Genomic DNA, 16879 nt, shown 5'->3' with positions numbered 1-16879 from the left:
GGTTCGGTTGTCGCAGACTGACTCAGGCTGATCGGGCTCTCTTATGCCGGCGCACGCAGGCGTCTGCATCGGGCCTTTGGGATGCGATGGTCGCATCGTTAGGAGGCTAAATTAACCCAGGATCACGCAAAACGCCCTGCACAATCCTGCACAAATGATCGTGCGCAAGGTGTGCAGGGCGTTTTTCCAGGTGATCGGGCAAGCGCGGTTCAGTACCGATTGGGTTCCATTTCCAGCTCGACCTGGAAACGCTCGGCAATGTCTTTCTGGATGCGCAGGGCCAAGTCCAGAAGTTGCGGGCCCGTGGCGTTGCCGTAGTTGACCAACACCAACGCCTGCAACTTGTGCACCCCGGCATCACCTTCGCGAAAGCCCTTCCAGCCGGCCCGTTCGATCAACCAGCCGGCGGCGATTTTCATCTGCCCTTCAGGCTGTGGATAAGCCACCAGGTCAGGGTATTGCAGTTTGAGGTGCGCTACCTGCGCGGCCGGCACCAGCGGGTTCTTGAAGAAGCTGCCGGCATTGCCCAGCACGGTCGGGTCCGGGAGTTTTTCGCTGCGGATGCTGCAAATGGCCCGGCTCACATCGGTGGGTGTCGCCTGCTCGATGCCCTGCTCGGTCAATCGCTGGCGAACCGGACCGTACTCCAGATGCAAGTGTGCGGCGCGACTGAGGGCGAAGCGCACCCGCAGGATCAACCAGCGACCCGCTTGCTGTTTGAAGAGGCTGTCGCGATAAGCGAACCGACAGTCTTCAAGGCTGAAATCGCGCAGCTCGCCGGTCTGGCGATCCAGCGCGGTGAGGCCGGCGAAGACGTCCTTGATCTCCACACCGTAGGCGCCGATGTTTTGCATCGGTGCCGCGCCCACAGTACCGGGGATCAGACTGAGGTTCTCCAATCCGGACCAGCCCTGCGCCAACGTGTGCTGGACGAACGGGTGCCAGGGCTCCCCTGCTTCGGCTTCGACCACTACGCGTTCGCCGTCATCGCTGAGCAGGCGAATACCGTGGCTGGCCATGCGCAGCACCAGCGCGTCGATGTCGCCGGTCAGCAACAGGTTGCTGCCGCCCCCTATTACCAACAATGGCACGGCATGTTCGGCGGCATAAGCCAACGCCTCGCGAACATCACCATCGCTGTGGGCTTCGGCGAACAACCGGGCAGTGACGTCCACCCCGAAACTGTTGAAGGGCTTGAGGCTGACGCCCGCCCGCACCTGCAAGGTCATAACCGCCCCTTCAATTCGATCACCAGGCGATCGGTAGCGCGCTCGATCAGGTCCAGCACTTGTTCGAAGCCTTGTTCGCCGTCGTAGTACGGGTCCGGCACATCGTCGAGTTCAGCTTCGTAGCGCCGCAGGAACAGGTCCAGCTCGGCCTTGCCATTGGCCGGTTGCAAGGCCTTGAGGTGGCGCAGGTTGCTGCTGTCCATCGCCAGGATCAGGTCATAGGCGGCGAAATCAGCGCGGGTCACCTGTTGCGCACGCTGGGCCGACAAGTCGTAGCCACGCTTCAGGGCCGCCGCCTGGCTGCGCTTGTCCGGAGCCTTGCCGACGTGCCAGTCACCGGTGCCGGCGGAAGCGACTTCCACCTGCCCGGCCAACCCGGCCTCACGCAACTTGTGGCGCAGGATGCCTTCGGCGGTGGGCGAGCGGCAGATATTGCCGAGGCAGACAAACAGGACCCGCATCAAGCCTCCAGCAGGCGACGAACGCGCTCGAGGTCTTCGGCGGTGTCCACGCCGGTCGGCGGGGCGATCAGCGCATCGGCGACGTGGATCCGCACGCCGTGCCACAGGGCACGCAGCTGTTCCAGGGCTTCAGTGTTTTCCAGCCAGCACGGGCCCCAGGCGACGAAGTCCTGGAGGAAGCCGGCGCGGTAGGCATAGATGCCGATGTGGCGGCGGTATGGCACGCCTTCCGGCATCACGTCACGGCTTTGGGCAAATGCGTCCCGCGCCCAGGGCAACGTCGCGCGGCTGAAGGTCAACGCCAGGCCATTGAGGTCACTGACCACCTTGACCACGTTGGGATTGAACAAGGTCTGCACATCCTCGATCGGCTCGGCCAGGGTGGCCATGCGCGCCTCAGTGTGGGCCGCGAGGTTGGCGGCGACCTGATCGATAACGCTCGGCGGGATCAACGGCTCGTCGCCTTGCACATTGACCACGATAGCGTCGGCGGCAAGACCGAGCTTCGCCGCGACCTCCGCCAGGCGGTCAGTGCCGGAATTATGGTCTTCACGCGTCAGGACGACTTCGGCGCCAAAGCCTTTGCAGGCCTCGACGATGCGCGCATCGTCAGTCGCCACCACCACACGCTGGGCGCTGCTTTTGCAGGCCTGCTCCCAGACATGCTGAATCATCGGCTTGCCGGCAATCGACAGCAACGGCTTGCCGGGCAGGCGCGTCGAAGCGAAACGCGACGGAATGACAACGGTAAAGGCTGCGGTCATTTATCCAGGCGCTCGTCGGTGGTCAGGGTGCGGGCTTCGCTTTCGAGCATCACCGGGATGCCGTCGCGAATCGGGTAGGCCAGGCCGGCCCCCTTGCTGATCAGTTCGGTCTTGTCGGCGCTGAGCTTGAGCGGGCCTTTGCAGACCGGGCAGGCCAGAATATCGAGCAATTTGGTGTCCATGGAATTCCCCTGGATAAAAGGTTTTAAGGCAAAAGCCGATCCGGCAACAGGCGTATCAACTGCGTATCGAACCAGGCCGCGAAAGCCGGTGACGGCGCGGCGTCTACCGCCAGGTACCACCAGTCGGGTGCGGCGAAGGCACGGCATTTGACGGCGTCCTTTTCCGTCATGACCACCGGCAGCGATGGCGTGAAACTCAAGGCCTGGGCGCTGTATTCGGCGTGGTCGGCAAACCCATGCGGTATTGGCCGCCAGTGTAGCGTTTCGAGGGTCTTGAAGAAACGCTGGGGGTTGCCGATGCCGGCCACGGCATGCAGGGCCTGGCCGGGTGGAAAATGGTCGAGGGAACGCCGCTCGCCGCTGGCCAGGTTCACCAGCGCGGTGGGGCGCAATTGGAAGGCGAAACCGTCTTCACGGTCGGCACTGGCGCCGTTGTACAGCACCGCGTCGACCGATTGCAGGCGCTCGACCGGCTCGCGCAACGGCCCTGCAGGCAGGCAACGGCGATTGCCCAAGCCGCGGGCGTTGTCTATCAACACCAGCTCGAGGTCCCGGGCCATCCGATAATGCTGCATGCCGTCGTCGGACAGGATCAGGTCCAGTGGTTCGGCCTCCAGCAGCGCCTGGATCGCGCGACTGCGATCAGGGTCGATCATCAACGGCACACCTGTGCGCTGGACGATCAACAGTGGCTCATCACCCGCGATGTCGGCGCCCTGCTCGGCCGCGACCCGCCACGGCAGCTGCGGCGGCTTGGCGCCGTAACCCCGGCTGACCACGCCGACCCGCAGGCCACTGCGCTGGCAGTGCTGGATCATCCACAGGATCAACGGTGTCTTGCCGGTGCCACCGACCGTGATATTGCCCACCACCACCAACGGCACGGGGGGCTGGTAGATGTGGCCTTCGCCCGCCAGGAAACGCTCGCGCTTGCCCACCACCACCCGTCGGTACAACCACTCCAGCGGCCGCAACAACGTCAGGGCCGGGTGACCTTCGTACCACGCGGCAAGCAATCGATCGGACATGGCCATCAGGGTGCCGGGGCCGCCTCGACCGTGGTCATGCGCAGATGGCTGAAACCGAGCTTGCCGGCCGCGTCCATGGCGGTGATCACCGATTGATGAGGGGTCTTGCCGTCGGCGCTGATGGACAGCGGCAGGTTGGTGTCGCCGCCGGATTCTTTCTGCAGGGCCTCGATCAGGCTCGCCAGGTCGCTCTTGGGCAGCAACTGGTTGTTCACCGAGAACGTCCCTTCGGCGCTGATAGTGATTTCCAGATTCTTCAGTTGCTGGTCTTCGGCCGGCGAGCCGCTGACGGCCTGTGGCAATTCAACCTTGAGCTGGGTTTCCCGGGTGAACGTGGTGGTCACGACGAAAAACAGCAGCAGGATGAACACCACGTCGATCAGCGATGCAAGGTTGATCTCGATGTTTTCCCGTGGCTTGCGGCGGAATTTCACTTCTTGCCCCCAGCCAGGTCCACGTCACGGTCACCTTGCACCACCTCGACCAGCTTGATCGCTTCCTGCTCCATACCGACCACCAACTCGTCGACACGGCGTTGCAGGAACCGATGGAAGAACACGGCCGGAATACCCACCATCAGGCCGGCGGCGGTGGTGATCAAAGCCTTGGAAATGCCCCCCGCCAGTACTGCGGCGTTAGCGGTCATGCCGGAGCCGGTAAACGCACTGAAGATGTCGATCATGCCCAGCACCGTACCCAGCAGGCCCAGCAGCGGGGACATGGCGGCGATGGTGCCCAGGGTACTGATATAGCGCTCCAGTTCGTGGATGACCCGGGCGGCAGCTTCCTCGATGCACTCCTTCATGATCTCGCGACCATGCTTGGAGTTCGCCAGGCCGGCGGCGAGGACTTCCCCCAAGGGGGAACTGGCCCGCAGTTCCTTGAGCTTGTCCTTGTTCAGTTGCTTGTCCTTGATCCAGACCCAGACCTGCCCGAGCAGATGCTCCGGGGTCACGCGGCTGGCCCGCAGGGTCCACAGGCGTTCGGCAACGATACCCAGTGCCACGATGGAACTCAGAATGATCGGCAACATCATCCAGCCGCCGGATTTGACCAATTCCCACACAGTGACTGCCCCCTCGAAAAAGTGCGCCACTTTATCACACCGACTCGCCTTGCAGACCCGCCCCACCGATAAGCGCATCAGCCGATTGCGCTGGATCAATATTGCCCCGGTGCCCCGACTGCTGGCGGATCACGCCAGTATCGGCGATGCCCGGCCTCGGTACGCGGCCGCTCGAAAGCGCCCAGTTGCAGACGAATGGCGCCCTGCTCGGCACTGTCGTATATCGTCAGGCCCGAGCGCCGATACCGGGCCATCACCTGGGGATGAGGGTGGCCGAACGCGTTGCCCTGCCCTCGGGAGATCAATACCGAATGCGGCTTGAGACGCGACAGCAACGCCATCGACGACGAACTGCGGCTACCGTGGTGCGGCGCGGCCAGCCACTGGATCGGCGCCGCCAGGGCTTCGTCGAGCAAGGCGCGCTCGGCATGCGTGTCGATATCGCCGGTCAGCAGCAGGCGCTCACCACCGGCCTCCACCAGCAAGACGCAGGACTTCTGGTTGCTCTCGACAGCAGAGGCCCACCGCCACAGTTCGAACCCGACCCCGTCCCATTCCCAGCGCCTGCCACTGTCGCAAGGCCCGGCCAGCAGCTCGGCGGGGAGCGCGTCGGGATCGCCGCTGATCACCTCCAGCGTCGGCAGCCCCTTGCGCACGGCGCGGGCACCGCCAGCGTGATCGGCGTCGGCGTGGCTGAGCAACATCAGGTCCAAGCTGCGCACACCCAGTTTGCGCAAGGTCGGCAGTACGACCCGCTCGCCCGCGTCAGCCTCGCCAAAGCGCGGTCCGGCGTCGTAAAGCAGGGTGTGCCGCCGGGTCCGCACCAGCACCGCCAGCCCTTGGCCCACGTCCAGTTGCCAGATCTCGGCGTGCCCTTGCGGCAGGTGTTCTTGCGGTGGAAAGACCATCAGCAACACCATCGGCCAGCCCAGTACACGTTGCGGCACACCTTTGGGCAACAGCAGCAAAAAAGCACCGAGGACGGCGATAGCCAAGGCCCAGGGCGGGACCGCAGCAGGGACCCAGGCCGGCATCCGTCCGGCAACCAGCGTCAGCCCCTTGAACAGCAGATCCAACAGCCCGCCGGCGATCCACAGCAGGCCTTCGCCCATGAACGGCACCGGCAACAATGCAGTGCCAAGCAGCGCTGGCGGCAATACCAACAGGCTGATCCAGGGCACCGCGAGCAAGTTCACCAACGGCCCGCTGAGGCTGACCGGCAAGCCCACGATCAACAACAGCGGACACAGGCCAAGCGCTACCAGCCACTGGGCACGGGTCCAGGTTTGCCACCAGCGCCAGGGCCCCAGGCGGGCGCCAAAGGTGAACATCAATATGGCCACGGCTGCAAACGACAACCAGAACCCTGGCCGCAAGCTGGCAAGCGGGTCGAACACCAGCACCCCGACGAAGGCCAGCAGCCATGCCCACCACGGATCTGGCTGCTTGAAACGCAAGCGCCACAGCAACACCAGGCCAATCATCGCGCAGGCCCGCCGCACCGGCACCTCGAAGCCGGCGAGCAAGCCGTAGCCCAGGGCGGCGCAAAAGGCCAGCGCACAGGCCCAAGGCAACCACGCCAGCCCCGCCGGCCACAGGCCATAACGCGCCGCTCCGGCCACCAACAGGTACACCAGGCCGGCAAGCAGGCCGATGTGCTGCCCGGAGATCACCAGCAAGTGGACGGTGCCGGTGTCTTGCAGCACCTGCCAATCCTCGCGACTCAGCCCGCCGCCGTCGCCCAGGACCAAGGCCGCCAGCGCGCCGGAGCGACCATGGGCGTCAACCTGTGCCAACGCCTGGCGCACCTCGTCACGCCAGGCACCCTGGGCCGCGTGCAGGAGATGCCCGTCCTTGACGGTACCGGTCGCACCAACGCCGCGGCTCAACAACCAGGCGGCATAGTCGAAGCCGTGCGGGTTCAACAACCCGGCGGGCCGCTTGAGCTTCACTGCCAATCGCCATCGTTCGCCGCTGTTTACAGGCGGCCCCCCGAACCAGGCGAGGCGCATCGCCGTCGGTAGACGGGTACGGCGCGAATGCACATCGGCCAGTTCGAAGCGCACCACGCCTTCACCCTGTTGCGGCAAGCCGACCACTCGCCCCTCGACCCAGCGGGTTTCGCCGTCGAGCGCGATGGGTAACCGATCGTCCAGCGCAAACTGCGCCGACAGGCAGGCCCAGGCCAGCCCGAACAGGAAAAAACCCAGAGGATAGGTTCGAAACGGCAACGCTATCAGCGCCAGCACCGGCATGGCTGCAATCAGCCATAACGGCGGCAATGCCGGCAAAAAAATCGGGGCCAACAACCCCAGTGCAAGCGCGACTAACCCTGTGCGCATAACCCGTCCTTGAGAGTGCCCTCTTCAGGTATAGACGGTCCACGGCACCGCTGGCGTTATCAATTGTCACAAAGTCTGAATCTGCCAGCCGTAGAATCCAGACATACTTGCGGCCTTACTGCGTTGAACCGACCGAGAAGCCTTATGCCCCGGCGCCTATTCAAACGTTACATGCCAGACCCAGAGAGCATTCGGGAACATAAGTCCTTACGTTTTCTCGGCACGCTGCTGCACGATCCCAACCTTTGGCACCTCAATCGGCACTCTGTCGCCCGGGCGATGGCTGTTGGCCTGTTTGCCGCGTTCTTGCCAATCCCGCTGCAGATGTTGCTGGCCGCCGCATTGGCCGTCACGGTGCGCGGCAATATGCCGATTGCGGTGAGCCTGGTGTGGCTGACCAATCCGATCACCATGCCGGCGGTGTTTTTCTGCACCTATCAGACCGGCGCCTGGCTGATGGACGTGCCCGCCCGGACGCTGCCCGATGAGCTGACCTGGGAATGGATCAGTGGCCAGTTGTCCACCTTGTGGCAGCCGTTCCTGCTCGGCTCGGTGGTGACCGGCCTGGTACTCGGCGCCCTCGCCTACTTCGTCACCATGAGTTACTGGCGCTGGTGGGTGGCCCGACAGTGGCGGCGGCGCAAGAAAAGCCGGATGTGAGACGCAAAAAGGCCTCCCGGGAAGGGTCATGCTGTTCACTTAAGGCAATCGACAACCCCGTGGCGAGGGAGCTTGTTCCCGCTGGGCCGCGAAGCGGCCCCAAAACCTGCCAGATGTGGAGTATCAGACACACCGCACCCGCCGATTTACGACTGCTTCGCAGCCGAGCGGGAGCAAGCTCCCTCGCCACAGGTCCATCATTTTTCTTGACTGAACCGCTTGTCTGGGAATGGAGGCCTTTTTTGGGGTGTTCGTACTGGTGCTATCGCGAGCAGGCTCGCCCCCCACAAGGAATGTTAGGTGCGCATCCCGCGGCCGCTGACCAACAACCGCGCGCAACCGATGTAAAGCACCACGGTCGCCACCAGCATGAAGGTGATCGCGATGCTGATCTTGATGTCCGACACCCCGAGAATTCCATAGCGAAAGGCGTTGACCATGTGCAGCACCGGGTTGGCCAGGGACACGGTCTGCCAGAACGGCGGCAGCAGGGAGATCGAGTAGAACACCCCGCCCAGGTAAGTCAGCGGCGTGAGCACGAACGTCGGGATGATGGAGATGTCATCGAAGTTGCGCGCAAACACGGCATTGATGAACCCCAGCAGCGAAAAGATCGTGGCCGTGAGCACCACCACCAATACCGTCACGCCCAGGTGATGCACCTGCAAATGGGTGAAGAACAACGACAGCAGGGTCACGATTAGGCCCACCGCCAGGCCGCGCAGGACACCGCCCAGGGTGTAGCCGATGAGGATCGTATGGGGCGACACCGGCGAGACCATCAGTTCTTCGATCGAACGCTGGAACTTGCTGCCGAAGAAACTCGACACCACGTTGCCGTAGGAGTTGGTGATCACCGACATCATGATCAGCCCCGGCACGATGTAGTCCATGTACGTGAAGCCACCCATGTCGCCGATCTGCCGGCCGATCAGATTACCGAAGATCACGAAGTACAAGACCATGGTGATGGCCGGTGGCAGCAGCGTCTGTGGCCAGATCCGCATGAAACGCCGGACTTCACGGTAAACGATGGTATTGAGGGCGATGAGGTTGGGGCGCAGCTCGGAACTCATGCTCATACCGCCACCTTCGCCAGATTTTTCTCCACCAGGGACACGAACAACTCCTCGAGGCGATTGGTTTTGTTGCGCAGGCTCAGCACTTCAATGTTTTGCAGGGCCAGTTGGGTGAACAGCCCGGTGATGCCCACGGCTTTGTCGACCTGGACTTCCAGGGTGTGGCTGTCTACCAGGCGGGCCGGATAACCCATGAGCTGGGGCGCCGTCGCCAGGTCGTTTTTCAGGTCCAGCAGGAAGGTTTCCACATGCAGTTGGCTGAGCAACTGGCGCATGCTGGTGTTCTCGACGATGGTGCCGTGGTCGATGATGCCGATGTTGCGGCACAACTGCTCAGCCTCTTCCAGGTAATGGGTGGTGAGGATGATGGTGATGCCTTTCTGGTTCAGCTCGGTGAGGAAGGTCCACATCGAACGACGCAGTTCGATGTCCACGCCGGCAGTCGGTTCGTCGAGGATCAGCAGGCGCGGCTCATGCACCAGTGCGCGGGCAATCATCAGGCGACGCTTCATGCCGCCGGACAGTGAACGGGACGGCACGTCACGCTTGTCCCACAGGCCCAATTGGGTCAGGTACTGCTCGGCGCGCTCGTTGGCGATCTTCGGCGGAATGCCGTAGTAACCGGCCTGGGTCACGACGATGTCGAAAGTCTTTTCGAACTGGTTGAAATTGAATTCCTGGGGCACCACGCCAATGCAGCGCTTGAGGGCGGCAGGCTCGCGGTCCAGGTCATGACCGAACACGTTCACCGTGCCGCTGGTCTTGTTCACCAAGGTGGAAAGAATGCCGATGGTGGTGGATTTGCCGGCACCGTTCGGGCCGAGCAAGGCGAAAAAGTCACCTTCGGCGACATCCAGATCGATACCACTCAAGGCCTGGAAACCGTTGCCGTAGGTTTTGGTTAGCTGCCGGATGGACAGAGCGGAACTCATATCGGATTACGCACCAAGAAGGGAGGGAAGAAAAGACTAGATAAGGGCGGGCGGCGAGCAATGCAACCACGGCGCACGAAGGCAATGGTGCTTGGCGTCGCCGCACAAGTACAGTCAAGTGTGTCGATAGTAAGTATTAAGTCAACGCGGTCATGACAGCTTTGCGGTAGGCCGGACGCCGCTGCAATCGCGCGTACCAGGCCTGCACGCCAGGTAGCTCGGCGCGCTGGATGGGCATCTCGAACCAGGCATAAATGAAACTGCCCAGGGGAATGTCGCCCATGCCGATTTCATCACCCGACAGGTAGGGCTGCTCACTCAAGGTGCGCTCGACCATGGCCAGCAAATCGTCGCACTCCTTGATCGCCGCATTGATGGCCGTCCAATCCTGTTGCTCGGCCGGGGTGCGCAAGACGCCCCAGAACACCGTGCGAAACGGTGCGGCAAAACTGGAGGTGGTCCAATCCATCCATTTTTCAGCCTGGGCCCGTGCCTGTACGTCAGCGGGATACCAGGCCGAACCCGACGCATGGCGAGCAGCCAGGTAACGCACAATCGTGTTGGACTCCCAAAGCACGAAGCCGTCGTCCTCGATCATCGGCACCCGACCATTGGGGTTTTTCGCACGGTACTCGGGCGTATCCACCACACCGAATGCCCCGCCCGCATCAATGGCCTCGTAGGCCAGCCCCAACTCTTCTGCGCACCACAACGCCTTGCGCACATTCGATGAATTTTTCCGGCCCCATATCTTCAGCATCACGGCGTCCCTCGATGGATAAATGCCGCAGCAGCATACGCCGGATCAGACACGACTCAAATCACCCTGCATGTCGCCGAGCAAGCGCGGCACCTGCGCGCCGAACAGGTGCGGGTAGCATTTTTCCAGGTGCTCGAAGAAGAACGCTTCGGGCACATCGGCGAACTGGCCGTGGTCGGTGATGTACTCCATCAGCTTTGCTCCTTGCCGATTGAACGGGTGGAACACGCTGTCATGGCGACCGTCGAACTCCAGCGGGGCCACGTCGAACAACTCGCACAGCCCCTGGTTGAATGCCGGCGTGGCCTTGACCCAGCGGTCGTTCAGGTACAGCTCGGTATAACCGTGCATGGCGAACACGTCGCTCCTGAGCAATTCCAGCAAGCGCGGCGTAGACAGGTGATTGCGCACATCCGCCAGGCCGATGCGCGCCGGGATGCCGCAATGCCGGGCGCAACCGGCCAGCAAGGTGGCCTTGGGCACGCAATAGCTTTCGCCTGCAGCCAGCGCGTAACTGCCGCGCAGGGTCGCCGGGTCGCGACTGAAGGTGTAGGGGTTGTAGCGCACCGCCTCGCGCACGGCGTAATACAGGCTGACCGCCTGGGCCTGCGGGTCGCGATCGGCGCCGCGGTGGGTTTCGGTAAAGTCGATGACCGCGGGGTGATCGCTGTCGATGAAGGGGCCGGGGTTCAGGTATTGCTGCATATAAGGAAAGACCTCTCGGGAAACATCACCGCAGGTAATGCCGAACCAGGTCCTTGTGGCGAGGGAGCTTGCTCCCGCTCGGTTGCGCAGCAACCGTAAAAGTTGGGGGCCGCTACGCAGCCCAGCGGGAGCAAGTTCCCTCGCCACAACAGTGGTTGGCGAACTGGCATCGGGAACCACGAGTTTATCCACCGCCCCGGCCCAGCGATAACGGCATTCCGGCCAAACAATGGCGTTTTCTCACCTTGTTAACGAACGATTTCCCACGGCTGTTGCCAACCAGACTGGCGCAATGCACCCAGGGTTTCCCACGAAATCAATCACATCGCGCTGACCGCCGGTTTTGCAGATGCCGTCTAAGCTCTGAAGGTCGGTTTTGCCTTGGTTCACGGAGGATTACATATGCTGTTGTTGTGGATACTGGTCCTGGTCGTCGGGATCGCCTGGCTGGCGCATCGGCGCACCGACCCGCTGCCCGCGCTGGGTATCGTCGCGGTCTATCTGTTGGCCATGGGCATTTTCAGCCATGCGCCCGGCTGGCTGCTGCTGATCCTCTGGGTGGCACTCGCAGCCGTCGCGGCCCCGCTGCTGCTACCGGACCTGCGCCGCCGGTACTTCAGTGCGCCGATGTTCGACTGGTTCCAGAAAACCCTGCCGCCCATGTCCGAGACCGAGCGCGACGCCATCGACGCCGGCACGGTGTGGTGGGACGGCGAACTGTTCAGCGGCCGCCCGGACTGGGATTTGCTGCTGGCCTACCCCAAGGTGCAACTCACCGAGGAGGAGCAGGCGTTCCTCGACGGCCCCACCGAAGCCCTCTGCGCAATGGTCAGCGACTGGCAGATCGGCCAGGCCATGGACCTGCCGCCTGAAGCCTGGGCCCATATCAAGGAGCACGGGTTCTTCGCGTTGATCATTCCCAAGGAATACGGCGGCAAGGGCTTCTCCGCCTATGCCCACTCCCAGGTGGCAATGAAACTGGCCACGCGCAGCGGCGACCTGGCCTCCACCGTGATGGTCCCCAATTCCCTCGGCCCGGCGGAACTGCTCCTGCACTACGGCACTGATGAGCAACGCGACCATTACCTGCCGCGACTGGCCCGTGGCGACGACATTCCCTGCTTCGCCCTGACCGGGCCGCTGGCCGGCTCCGACGCCGGGGCGATGCCCGACACCGGCGTCATCTGCAAGGGTGAATGGGAAGGCCAGGAAACATTGGGCCTGCGCCTGAACTGGGAAAAGCGCTACATCACCCTCGGTCCGGTAGCCACCCTCCTGGGCCTGGCCTTCAAGGCGTATGACCCCGACCACCTGCTGGGTGAGCAAGAAGACCTGGGCATCAGCCTCGCCTTGATTCCCACCGACACCCCTGGCGTGCATATCGGCCGCCGTCACCTGCCCCTTGGCGCCGCGTTCATGAACGGGCCGAACTGGGGCAAGGACGTGTTCATCCCGCTGGACTTCCTCATTGGCGGCCAGGACATGCTCGGCAAGGGCTGGATGATGCTGATGAACTGCCTGTCGGTCGGACGCTCGATTTCCCTGCCGGCGGTGGGTACCGGTGCTGCAAAGTTCACCAGCCTGGTAACGGGCCAGTACGCCCAGGTGCGCGAGCAATTCAACGTACCGTTGTCGGCGTTCGAAGGTATCCAGGAAGCCATGGCACGCATCGGTGGCAACGCCTGGATGATGGATGCCGCACGCATGCTGACCGCCAACGCCGTGGACCTGGGGGAAAAGCCTTCGGTGCTGTCGGCCATTCTCAAGTACCACCTGACCGAACGCGGCCGCGAGTGCATCAGCCACGCCATGGACGTGCATGGCGGCAAGGGCATCATCATGGGCCCGAACAATTACCTGGGTCGCAGTTGGCAAGGTGCGCCGATCTTCATCACGGTCGAAGGCGCGAACATCCTGTCGCGCAACCTGATGATCTTTGGCCAGGGCGCCATTCGCTGCCATCCGTTCGTGCTCAAGGAAATGGCCCTGGCAAGCCGCGAAGACAAGGACCAGGCACTGGTCGAGTTCGACGCCTTATTGCTCAAGCACATTGGTTTTGCCGTGAGTAACGCCGCCAGCACCCTGGTGCTTAACCTCGGCCTGGGGCATTTCGAGAAGGCCCCCGGCAATGCCTTGAGCCAGGGTTATTTTCGCGCCCTCAACCGGCAGGCGGCGGCGTTCGCCCTGCTGGCGGACCTGAGCATGATGCTGCTGGGGGGTGAACTCAAACGCCGGGAACGCTTGTCGGCCCGCCTGGGCGACGTATTGAGCAACCTGTACCTGGCCTCCGCAGCGCTCAAGCGCTATCACGACCTGGACTCGCCGGACCACATGACGCCGCTGTTCACCTGGGCCATGGAGGAAAGCCTGGGCCAGTCGGAGCGTGCGCTGGATGAACTGCTGAGCAACTTCCCGAACCGGGTGCTGGGTTGCCTGTTGCGCCTGGTGGTGTTCCCCTTCGGTCGGCGTCACAAGGGCCCGAGCGACAGGCTCGACGCCGAGGTGGCGGCGGTCATCGGCCGGCCCAAGGGTGATCCGACCCTCGAAGAGCTGCTGCAGGGCTGCTATCGCCCGCAATCGATCGACGACCCGGTGGGCGCCCTGCAACACGCTGCCGACCTGCTGACCGCCGCTCATCCGCTGCACAAGAAACTGCACGTCGCGCTCAAGCAGGGTCAGCTCAACCCAGCGCCGGGCGAACCCCTCATCGACGCAGCCCTGGAAGCGGGTGTGCTGCAAGCCGGTGAAGCGCAGACCTTGCGCGCGGCCGAGGCGGCGCGGCGCAAAGTCATCGACGTGGATGATTTCGACAAGGAGCAATTGACACTCGCCGAAGCCAAAGTGCGCTGAGCGGACAGCGTTTCAACCCCGGTGCCAAGGGGTTGTACCTTCGTGGCGAGGGAGCTGTTCCTGCTCGGTTGCGCAGCAACCGCAAAAGCCGGGAGCCGCTACGCAGCCCAGCGGGAGCAAGCTCCCTCGACACGAAGGCTGACTCTCATCAGCCCGATCCGCTCAAGCATATGAAACTGCGCGTAGGCCCTTTATACTCCTGCGCCCGTTTTGCTCTTGAGGACTTATCTCGTGTCCAATGTCGTTGCCGATCACCTTGTCTTGCTTGACCACTTGCGCAGCATTCTGGTCGCCGTGGGTGAGGCCGAACAGGTGCCCGAAGAAAGCCACGCCCTGTTTCTGGAGCGCTTCGACGAGTTGCGCGCGCAACTGCCCGTCGACCCGATCGAAAGCCAGTACCTGGGCCAGGACCTCCTGTGCCAAGTGATCGTCCGTTATCCACAAATCGCCCACCTGGTGCCTCGCGACCTGCTCTGGTACTTCGCCGGCGACTGCCTGCACTACATGCCCGACGAAGAAATCGCCCTGTACCAGGCCCTGGAGGAGCGTCGTTTCGAAGCCGAGCAAAACGACGAGCCTTTCGACTGGAACCAGGAAAAGCAATTGCTGGCGATGTCGGACCAGGACAGCAAGCACTGATTGCGATCCGTCATGCAAAGGCCCGCACGGTTAACCCTGCGGGCTTTTTTTTGCCTTGCCAAAGTGTGTTGCCTGGACGGGCCTCATCGCGAGCGAGCTCGCCCCCACACTGGTTGCGGTTGATCAACATTCATCGGCTCAGCAGACCTCTTGTGGGAGCGAGCTCGCGATGAGGCCCGTCACAACAACCCATCACTCTCCGGCAACTCATAACCCGTCGCGACCTTGCTGGAACCACTCCCGCCGCCCACCGTGCTCAAAGTCGGTTCCTTCTCCAGACACGCCACCAGATAATCAATGAACACCCGCAACTTGGGCGGCAGGTAGCGGGTCGGTGAATGCAGCAACCACAAGCCACCGTGGTAGGAAGCCAGGAACGTCCAGTCGGCCAATACCTGTACGATCAAGCCTTGCTCCAAGGCATGACGGGCGGTGAAGTACGGCAGGCTGCCAATGCCGATGTGCTGCAAGACGGCCCCCAACCGCACGCCCGTGTGATTGGCCGCGTAGCGTCCGCGCACGCTGACGGTAACGGACTTGCTGCCTTTCTTGAATTTCCAGCGCGCATCGTTCGGGGTTGCCCCCAGGTAAATGCAGCTGTGCTCCAACAGGTCATGAGGATGCTTGGGCATACCGTGTTCAGCCAGGTACTGCGGCGTGGCGCAGAGCAGGTGATCAATGGTCAGCAACTGACGCCCCACCAGCCCGACCGGAGGTTGATCGGTAATCCGGATGGCCAGGTCGACATGATCATCGATCAGGTCGACCTGCCGATCCTCCAGGAACAGCTCCACATCGACCTTCGGATAACGACGCAAGAATTCGGGCATGTGCGGATGAATCACGAAACGCCCCACCGCCTTGGGTACGCTGATGCGGATGCGACCTTCAGCCTCCTGAGTGAACTGCCCGCTGATTTCCATCACCGACCGAGCGGCGGCGACCATTTCCTGACAGCGCTTGAACACCTCTTCCCCACCATCGCTCAAACGCAACTTGCGGGTGGTGCGTTGCAACAAACGGGTCGCCAGGGCTTTCTCCAAGCGAGAAATACTGCGGCTGATGGCCGACGGTGATGAACCTGACTGGCGGGCCGCCTCGGAGAAACTGCCGGTCTCCACGACCTTGACGAAGATGGCCATTTCGGCCAGCAACGGCAACGGTAGATTTGTGCTCATGGCGCAACAGTCCTTTGAAATTTGAACGGATTATCACCCTTTTACGCCCTACCTATAATCCCGTCACAATTTCTGATGTGGATATGGCACATGACGCTTCGCCTCTTTTTCCATAGCGATGACCTCAAGGCCAACGTGGAAGTCCTGGATTGCAGCCCCCGGGAACATGAGTTTGCCGTGGTGCTGCACGCCACGCTGTTCCATCCCCAGGGTGGCGGTCAGCCCTGCGACACCGGATGGATCGGCGAAAGCCAGGTGCTACGCGTGGTCCAGGAAGGGCCACAGATCGTCCATTACGTCGACAGTCCGGTGGCCTTGGGCACCGCCGCGATCCGCGTGGATGCGCAGCGTCGACAGTTGAATGCGCGCCTGCACTCGGCTGGGCATCTGATCGGCCATTTCGCCGAGACCCGCGGCTGGACGCCGATCAAGGCCCATCACTGGCCCGGTGAAAGCCGCGTACAGTTCCAGCCAAGGGAAAATCCTCAGGAACTGGACATCTCGATGATCCAGCAAGGCATCGACGAATGGATTGCCAACGACTTGCCGCGCCTGATCACGTTACGCGAAGGCCTGCGCGAAGTCGGTTTCGGTGAGCTGCCCGCCTACGGTTGCGGCGGCACTCACGTGCAGCACCTGCAGGAACTGGGAACAGTCACCATCGCCTCGCTTTCGCAAAAGAAAGGAATCCTGTCAGTGCATTACCACGTGGCCTGATATCCGCCAGCCCCTGCGACCAGCAATGGCTCGCAGGTCTCGCCTCCCCCGTCAGACCTGGCTCCTGCAAATCCCTTTCACAGCACAAAAAGACAGATTATTGACGCCCATTTGTGCGATTTTTTCCCTTCCGTCACTTTTTAGTCATTTTTTTATTTAAGGCGTGGCGCTTTGCCATGCTTGAACTACCGTCAAACAGAAGCGATGACAGGGTCGGCAAAACGCTCCCTGAAGCGAACTGATCGACACCGTCATCGCCTTCGAAAATCCCGGAGCTCCCGGGTACC

At 62.4% G+C, this 16879-nt stretch carries 17 protein-coding genes; 4 read left to right on the top strand and 13 right to left on the bottom strand.

What is annotated here, in order from left to right:
- Window positions 1-209 precede the first annotated feature (209 nt).
- From murB to BM300_RS08950, 8 genes are all read right to left on the bottom strand, one after another.
- Window positions 210-1229, bottom strand: a complete 1020-nt coding sequence (gene murB / locus BM300_RS08985; protein WP_092462585.1) for a UDP-N-acetylmuramate dehydrogenase — start codon at window positions 1227-1229, stop codon at window positions 210-212.
- The gene (locus tag BM300_RS08980; RefSeq protein WP_072347151.1) at window positions 1226-1690 is read right to left on the bottom strand and encodes a low molecular weight protein-tyrosine-phosphatase; all 465 of its coding nucleotides are present in this window, start codon (window positions 1688-1690) and stop codon (window positions 1226-1228) included. The genes murB and BM300_RS08980 overlap by 4 nt, the downstream gene beginning before the upstream one ends.
- The gene (gene kdsB / locus BM300_RS08975) at window positions 1690-2454 is read right to left on the bottom strand and encodes a 3-deoxy-manno-octulosonate cytidylyltransferase (protein ID WP_053189634.1); all 765 of its coding nucleotides are present in this window, start codon (window positions 2452-2454) and stop codon (window positions 1690-1692) included. The genes BM300_RS08980 and kdsB overlap by 1 nt, the downstream gene beginning before the upstream one ends.
- Entirely contained in the window at window positions 2451-2636 is a 186-nt protein-coding gene (locus BM300_RS08970) for a Trm112 family protein (protein WP_003179363.1), read from the bottom strand. Before BM300_RS08970 ends, kdsB begins: the two co-directional genes overlap by 4 nt.
- A gap of 23 nt (window positions 2637-2659) precedes the next feature.
- Window positions 2660-3670 carry a tetraacyldisaccharide 4'-kinase gene (lpxK, locus tag BM300_RS08965; RefSeq protein WP_092150124.1) on the bottom strand — a complete coding sequence of 337 codons (1011 nt, stop codon included), beginning with the start codon at window positions 3668-3670 and terminating at the stop codon, window positions 2660-2662.
- The gene (locus BM300_RS08960) at window positions 3670-4098 is read right to left on the bottom strand and encodes an ExbD/TolR family protein (RefSeq protein ID WP_092349073.1); all 429 of its coding nucleotides are present in this window, start codon (window positions 4096-4098) and stop codon (window positions 3670-3672) included. The genes lpxK and BM300_RS08960 overlap by 1 nt, the downstream gene beginning before the upstream one ends.
- On the bottom strand, window positions 4095-4730 hold the full coding sequence (locus BM300_RS08955; RefSeq protein ID WP_170862036.1) for a MotA/TolQ/ExbB proton channel family protein: 636 nt from the start codon (window positions 4728-4730) through the stop codon (window positions 4095-4097). The genes BM300_RS08960 and BM300_RS08955 overlap by 4 nt, the downstream gene beginning before the upstream one ends.
- 95 nt (window positions 4731-4825) lie before the next feature.
- A complete protein-coding gene (locus tag BM300_RS08950; RefSeq protein WP_092462583.1) occupies window positions 4826-7072 on the bottom strand; it encodes a DNA internalization-related competence protein ComEC/Rec2 in 2247 nt (748 codons plus the stop codon).
- Between the two features lie 144 nt (window positions 7073-7216).
- On the opposite strand from BM300_RS08950, the gene BM300_RS08945 reads away from it, so the two are divergent.
- Window positions 7217-7732 (top strand): DUF2062 domain-containing protein, encoded by a 516-nt coding sequence (locus BM300_RS08945; RefSeq protein WP_092150130.1) that lies wholly within the window; start codon window positions 7217-7219, stop codon window positions 7730-7732.
- 296 nt (window positions 7733-8028) lie between these two features.
- Here the strand turns inward: BM300_RS08945 and BM300_RS08940 are convergent, their stop codons facing one another.
- The 4 genes from BM300_RS08940 to BM300_RS08925 form a co-directional block, all read right to left on the bottom strand.
- Window positions 8029-8808 (bottom strand): ABC transporter permease, encoded by a 780-nt coding sequence (locus BM300_RS08940; protein WP_072347169.1) that lies wholly within the window; start codon window positions 8806-8808, stop codon window positions 8029-8031.
- 2 nt (window positions 8809-8810) lie between these two features.
- On the bottom strand, window positions 8811-9743 hold the full coding sequence (locus tag BM300_RS08935; RefSeq protein WP_072347156.1) for an ABC transporter ATP-binding protein: 933 nt from the start codon (window positions 9741-9743) through the stop codon (window positions 8811-8813).
- 136 nt (window positions 9744-9879) lie between these two features.
- Complete coding sequence (locus tag BM300_RS08930; RefSeq protein WP_092462581.1) at window positions 9880-10503, bottom strand: glutathione S-transferase family protein; 624 nt, start codon at window positions 10501-10503, stop codon at window positions 9880-9882.
- A 45-nt stretch (window positions 10504-10548) separates the two neighbouring features.
- A complete protein-coding gene (locus tag BM300_RS08925) occupies window positions 10549-11208 on the bottom strand; it encodes a transglutaminase-like domain-containing protein (RefSeq protein WP_092462579.1) in 660 nt (219 codons plus the stop codon).
- A 402-nt stretch (window positions 11209-11610) separates the two neighbouring features.
- Between BM300_RS08925 and BM300_RS08920 the strand changes: the two genes are divergently transcribed.
- Both BM300_RS08920 and BM300_RS08915 read left to right on the top strand, forming a co-directional pair.
- Complete coding sequence (locus tag BM300_RS08920; RefSeq protein WP_092462578.1) at window positions 11611-14058, top strand: acyl-CoA dehydrogenase; 2448 nt, start codon at window positions 11611-11613, stop codon at window positions 14056-14058.
- A 231-nt stretch (window positions 14059-14289) separates the two neighbouring features.
- Window positions 14290-14697 carry a PA2817 family protein gene (locus BM300_RS08915; protein WP_003204309.1) on the top strand — a complete coding sequence of 136 codons (408 nt, stop codon included), beginning with the start codon at window positions 14290-14292 and terminating at the stop codon, window positions 14695-14697.
- 179 nt (window positions 14698-14876) lie between these two features.
- Here BM300_RS08915 and BM300_RS08910 read toward each other — a convergent pair whose 3' ends face one another.
- A complete protein-coding gene (locus BM300_RS08910; RefSeq protein WP_092462576.1) occupies window positions 14877-15875 on the bottom strand; it encodes a LysR family transcriptional regulator in 999 nt (332 codons plus the stop codon).
- 90 nt (window positions 15876-15965) lie between these two features.
- Here BM300_RS08910 and BM300_RS08905 point away from each other — a divergent pair, with 90 nt between their 5' ends.
- Window positions 15966-16592, top strand: a complete 627-nt coding sequence (locus tag BM300_RS08905) for an alanyl-tRNA editing protein (RefSeq protein ID WP_092150151.1) — start codon at window positions 15966-15968, stop codon at window positions 16590-16592.
- Window positions 16593-16879 lie beyond the last annotated feature (287 nt).

Source organism: Pseudomonas sp. NFACC46-3, assembly GCF_900114515.1.
Classification (GTDB): Bacteria; Pseudomonadota; Gammaproteobacteria; order Pseudomonadales; family Pseudomonadaceae; genus Aquipseudomonas; species Aquipseudomonas fluorescens_Q.
The sequence above is the reverse complement of the archived record's forward strand: the minus strand, read 5'-3'. Positions and strand labels throughout refer to the sequence as shown.

Excerpts from the sequence above, each read along its gene's own strand:
- lpxK (WP_092150124.1), bottom strand. The coding sequence starts at position 3,670 with ATGGCCATGTCCGATCGATTGCTTGCCGCGTGGTACGAAGGTCACCCG.
- kdsB (WP_053189634.1), bottom strand. The coding sequence starts at position 2,454 with ATGACCGCAGCCTTTACCGTTGTCATTCCGTCGCGTTTCGCTTCGACG.
- murB (WP_092462585.1), bottom strand. The coding sequence starts at position 1,229 with ATGACCTTGCAGGTGCGGGCGGGCGTCAGCCTCAAGCCCTTCAACAGT.
- BM300_RS08980 (WP_072347151.1), bottom strand. The coding sequence starts at position 1,690 with ATGCGGGTCCTGTTTGTCTGCCTCGGCAATATCTGCCGCTCGCCCACC.
- BM300_RS08970 (WP_003179363.1), bottom strand. The coding sequence starts at position 2,636 with ATGGACACCAAATTGCTCGATATTCTGGCCTGCCCGGTCTGCAAAGGC.
- BM300_RS08945 (WP_092150130.1), top strand. The coding sequence starts at position 7,217 with ATGCCCCGGCGCCTATTCAAACGTTACATGCCAGACCCAGAGAGCATT.
- BM300_RS08910 (WP_092462576.1), bottom strand. The coding sequence starts at position 15,875 with ATGAGCACAAATCTACCGTTGCCGTTGCTGGCCGAAATGGCCATCTTC.
- BM300_RS08935 (WP_072347156.1), bottom strand. The coding sequence starts at position 9,743 with ATGAGTTCCGCTCTGTCCATCCGGCAGCTAACCAAAACCTACGGCAAC.
- BM300_RS08930 (WP_092462581.1), bottom strand. The coding sequence starts at position 10,503 with ATGCTGAAGATATGGGGCCGGAAAAATTCATCGAATGTGCGCAAGGCG.
- BM300_RS08940 (WP_072347169.1), bottom strand. The coding sequence starts at position 8,808 with ATGAGTTCCGAGCTGCGCCCCAACCTCATCGCCCTCAATACCATCGTT.
- BM300_RS08925 (WP_092462579.1), bottom strand. The coding sequence starts at position 11,208 with ATGCAGCAATACCTGAACCCCGGCCCCTTCATCGACAGCGATCACCCC.
- BM300_RS08920 (WP_092462578.1), top strand. The coding sequence starts at position 11,611 with ATGCTGTTGTTGTGGATACTGGTCCTGGTCGTCGGGATCGCCTGGCTG.
- BM300_RS08950 (WP_092462583.1), bottom strand. The coding sequence starts at position 7,072 with ATGCGCACAGGGTTAGTCGCGCTTGCACTGGGGTTGTTGGCCCCGATT.
- BM300_RS08905 (WP_092150151.1), top strand. The coding sequence starts at position 15,966 with ATGACGCTTCGCCTCTTTTTCCATAGCGATGACCTCAAGGCCAACGTG.